4 protein-coding genes are annotated in these 4755 nt (G+C 48.9%); 2 read left to right on the top strand and 2 right to left on the bottom strand.

What is annotated here, in order from left to right; translation table 11 throughout:
* Positions 1-416: amino acid kinase family protein (locus ACTXGO_RS09795; protein ID WP_443574255.1), on the bottom strand; the 416-nt coding region annotated here is incomplete at its 3' end.
* A gap of 299 nt (positions 417-715) precedes the next feature.
* On the opposite strand from ACTXGO_RS09795, the gene ACTXGO_RS09790 reads away from it, so the two are divergent.
* Complete coding sequence (locus ACTXGO_RS09790) at positions 716-1288, top strand: hypothetical protein (protein WP_435949870.1); 573 nt, start codon at positions 716-718, stop codon at positions 1286-1288.
* A gap of 101 nt (positions 1289-1389) precedes the next feature.
* On the opposite strand, the gene ACTXGO_RS09785 is transcribed toward ACTXGO_RS09790, so the two are convergent.
* The gene (locus ACTXGO_RS09785) at positions 1390-2385 is read right to left on the bottom strand and encodes a patatin-like phospholipase family protein (RefSeq protein ID WP_435949869.1); all 996 of its coding nucleotides are present in this window, start codon (positions 2383-2385) and stop codon (positions 1390-1392) included.
* Between the two features lie 97 nt (positions 2386-2482).
* Between ACTXGO_RS09785 and recG the strand changes: the two genes are divergently transcribed.
* Positions 2483-4755: ATP-dependent DNA helicase RecG (gene recG / locus ACTXGO_RS09780; RefSeq protein ID WP_443574252.1), on the top strand; the 2273-nt coding region annotated here is incomplete at its 3' end.

The following is a 4755-nucleotide window of genomic DNA, read 5'->3' as shown; positions in this document are numbered from 1 at the left end:
GTGACGAAGTTACCTGAGACGGCATCGATACGAGAGCCATACATAGGCGAGTTGGCAAGGCCCATAGACAGCTGCGCTTCAATCTGTAAGCGAATCGCGCCTACAGCTTGCAAGATAGAGGGCATCGCCTCACGCGGGGTGACGCGGATATCTTGATGCAAAGGAGAGGTAATACCGACTTCTTTGAGGTTCTTCTCAATTTGTGGACGTGCGCCGTGCACGAGTACCAGCTTAATACCTAAGCTGTGGAGCAAAGCGAAGTCATGAATAAGGGTGCTAAAATTGGGATGACGAACCGCCTCGCCGCCAAACATAATAACGAAAGTCTTGCCGCGATGGGTATTAATGTAGGGCGCAGAGTTACGAAACCAATGGACGTATTCAGGATTAATCTGTGGCATAGCGCTAGTAGTCATAATAGGAGCAGTCTAAAGAGGAAAAAGGGGTGACAAAAAGGGTTTGCCTGCAAAGATTTACCATAGCAAAAAACACCGTTATGAGCTATCTTTTTATTTGAATAGAATCAAGGGGCATTTATAGTGGAAAAGCTATATACACAACCTCAACACGGGGTTAGTATACCTACAAATACTTTTTGCTATGCTAAGCGCTATTGCACCAACACGACTCAAGAATAATCACGACTCAAGATTAATCTCGGCTACGATTTACTGACCTCGTTTTATCGATACATTAATTAGGGATAATGAACCTCATGAAAAAAATCAACTCTCTTGCCAATCCATTTACCGCTTGGAGCGGTCATCGCTTATTTCACGTCGTCGCAGGTACGCTTATCGGTGTGATGGCAGTCACTCAAGCTTCGGCGATGCTACCGACGCCTGAGCAGACTGTTGACAATCCAGCGATGATGCAGCCTAGCACCTCAAGCGTGCAAGCGGTCAATACGACAGTGACCGCAGCGCTCGTCGGCGTGGATGCCAATGGACAAGAAACTTTGATACCTGTCGATGCCAATACCCGCTTGCAATCTGGCAACATCTTAGAATATCAGGGTTATTTTACTAATAATAATGCAGATCGCGTGCGCAAGATGACAGTTACCATGAGTATCCCTGAGCAAGTAGAAATGATACGTGTGGTCGCGCCTGAGTTCCCGTATGGTAGTGTCGATGGCAATACGTTTGCTCGTATGCCGCTGCGCTCACGAGTCAATAATCAGCTGGTAGAGGTTGCACCAAAATACTATAAAGCAGTACGCTGGGATATCGAAGATGTGGGTCTCAATGACACAGTAATGGTTAAGTACCGCGCTAAAGTTAAATAGATAAATTAGCGCTACGACAGAAAACACGATGATAAAAAGCACGGCAGTTTATATCTGTCGTGCTTTTTTGTGCTTAGCCGTTTTTGTTTATATTGATAACATCAAAGGGCCGTATATTTGCTCTTGGTTTTATCTTTAATGAATACTTTGATGGCATCAATTTGCGCCGTGGTAGCCTGCTCGCCTGCATCGATTAAAGCGCGGCGTTGACTGGTATCAAGCGAGCTAATATGACCGACTTTTGGGGTGATGATAATATCGGCGCGCTCGCGTTCACTGACCATAGCGGTTCGACTGCTCGAGGTGGCGGTACTACGCGCAAAGGTGTTCTCAAGTAAGCCCCAAAAGCTACTTAGAGAAGTAATAGTAGGTATTCTATCAGTAGCGCTCGTGCGCGCTTTGCTATCAGCAGCGGTAACGTCGACGGCGATGACGATATCCGCGCCTAAGTCGCGCGCGCTATCAACGGGTACTAAACTGACTACGCCGCCATCGATGTATTTTTTGCCGACGCGTTCAGGAATGCGCGGTGCGATGAATATATTGGGCACACTACTTGACGCTTGTACTGCAAGGCCGGCATCACCTGTAGTAAATACCGTTTTCTTTAGCGTATGTTTTTCAGCGGCGACTGCTGCAAATCGAATAGGGAAGTTCTCTATAGTGCGCCCTTCAGCTTTAGCATTAATAAAGTTTCTCAGCTTTATCCCTTCAATAAACCCCTGATTTGACCAAGTAAAATCAGTCAAGTCGCTATCAGAGGTAGTCAGTGCTAGCTGCTCTAATTGCGCGGCACTATAACCGCTTGCGTACAAGCTACCGATGACGCTGCCGATACTCGTACCGACGATAAGGGTCGGCGTAATGCCATTCTCCTCCAGCACTTTTATCACTCCAACATGAGCAAAGCCTTTAGCGCCGCCGCCGCCCAAAACCAGCGCCACGCTTGGTGGTTCTACGATCGCAGCTGGCATAGTTGCAGCTGGCGTCATACTGTTACAGGCACTCATGAGGACAGTGAGCGCTATCAGCAGACTAGGCTGCATAGCTAAGCGAAAAGCTCTTAGCTTGCTAGATTGGCTATGCTTGGCAAACATAAAAATACCCTATAATTATCGTTATAATTAGCTTAGCATAATCAAACGCGTTGTCCGTTATAATAACCTACAGTATGAGACTTAATTAGGACTTTTGATGCCCTCTGCCTCTATCACATTAGATTTTTCGATACCAGAATCGTCACTCGATATGCCTGTGACCGCGCTGGCGGGTGTCGGTCCAAAAGTCGCCGAGCAGCTTGAGCAATTAGGTATCAAGCGCATATTTGATCTCTTGCTACATCTGCCGCGTGATTATGAGGATCGTAGCCGACTGGTGCCGATAGGTGAGCTGGCGCATGGGCAGTCAGCCCTAATTACAGGGCGCGTAGTCCATGTCGATAATAAGCGTAGTGGCATGACCGTAATCATTGATGATGACAGCGGCACCGTATCATTGCGATTTTTTAAGGTGTACCCTGGGCTACTTCAAACTATGAGCCTTGGTACACGGCTGCAACTGTTTGGGGAGATCAAGGTTAATCGCTATGGCAAGCAGATGCATCATCCTGAGTACCAAGTGATGAGCGCCGCCGGCACACTAATCAATACAGGTCTGCAACCCATTTATCCAACGGTAAAAGGTCTGCATCAAAATAAACTGCGCACGCTGATTAAACTGGCGCTACAAACCGTACGCACGCAAGCGCTACCGATGACGCTGTTCACGCAAGCGGACTTTGAGACGGTCGCCGATATGCCGCTTGTGCCGTTTGATCCCAAATCGCAACCTGTCGTCATTGAGGATGAGCCTGAGGATATATTCTCAGAGCTTGCGCGTAGTGTGCCTGATAAGACCAGCACAAGCGGTGTGCACAAAGCCAGTCCAGTACCTTATGACCATACGAGTCATGAGCAGCTAGCATCAAATGACAAAACGGCTACAGCCGAGACGGCGCACGAAATGAACAGCGTCTATCATTTAACGATATTTGAAGCACTAGTTCTCTTGCATACGCCGCCCACTTATACGGATGCCCCTCAGCAGTATCGCCTATTGACTCAGCTCACGGCGCGTACGCACGCCGCCTGCCAGCGCCTAATTATCGAAGAGCTCACCGCTCATCAGCTGAGTCTACTGTATCGTCGTCAGCAATTGCATAAGCATAAAGCGCCAAAATGTGCCACTACCAGTCCACTGACGGACAAGTTATTTGGTGCTCTGCCGTTTGATCTGACGGGCGCGCAAAAACGGGTGATGACTGACATCGTCGCTGATATGGCTATATCGATTCCTATGCTTAGGCTTGTGCAAGGGGACGTTGGCGCAGGTAAGACTTTGGTCGCGGCAGGGGTAGCAGGCTATGCGCTTGATAGTGGCTGGCAGGTCGCGGTCATGGCACCGACTGAGATATTAGCCGAGCAGCATTTGGCGAATTTTAAGGCGTGGTTTGAGCCACTAGGCGTGGGTGTTGGCTGGCTTGCAGGTAAGCAAACAGCCAAACAGCGCCGCGAGGCTTTAGAAGCGGTAGCGGATAATACCGTACAAATCGTCGTCGGCACGCATGCGCTGTTTCAAGATACGGTTGAGTTTGCCAAATTGGGACTCGTCATCATCGATGAGCAGCACCGCTTTGGTGTGGAGCAGCGTATGGCGTTGACTAATAAAGGCGTGGCGAATAGTACGCCCCATCAGCTGATTATGACCGCAACACCGATTCCGAGGACGCTAGCGATGAGTGTCTACGGTGATATGGATACCTCCATTATTGATGAGCTGCCACCGGGACGTACGCCTATCACTACTGTAACCATAGATCGTAATCGCCGTGATGATGTTATCGAGCGTATTGCAGTCAACTGTAGCGAGGGTCGTCAAGCCTACTGGGTGTGCTCATTAGTAGAAGAGTCTAGTGTGTTAGACGCGCAAGCTGCCGAGGCCACTTATGAGGATCTAAACGAGCGCTTAAACATCCGTATTGGTCTGGTGCATGGCAAAATGAAATCCGCTGACAAACAAGCCATTATGCATGAGTTCAAAGCAGGCAATCTGGATTTGCTCATTGCCACTACCGTTATCGAAGTCGGGGTCGATGTGCCCAATGCTTCACTCATGGTCATCGAAAATGCCGAGCGTTTGGGCTTATCACAGTTGCACCAATTGCGCGGGCGGGTCGGGCGCGGCTCGACCAAAAGTTACTGTGTGTTGCTATATCAAAAGCCATTGTCGGAAACAGGTACAGAACGCCTAAACGTGCTGCGCGATAGTACCGATGGTTTTGTCATTGCGCAAAAAGACTTGGAGCTGCGCGGTCCTGGTGAGCTACTCGGGAAACGTCAAACGGGAAACATTGGCTACTATCTTGCCGATCTGATTCGGGATGAAGAGCTGTTTGCTATTGCGCAGCGTTTGGCTAAACATCTCATAGC

Source organism: Psychrobacter sp. T6-1 (genome assembly GCF_052258445.1).
The sequence above is the reverse complement of the archived record's forward strand: the minus strand, read 5'-3'. Positions and strand labels throughout refer to the sequence as shown.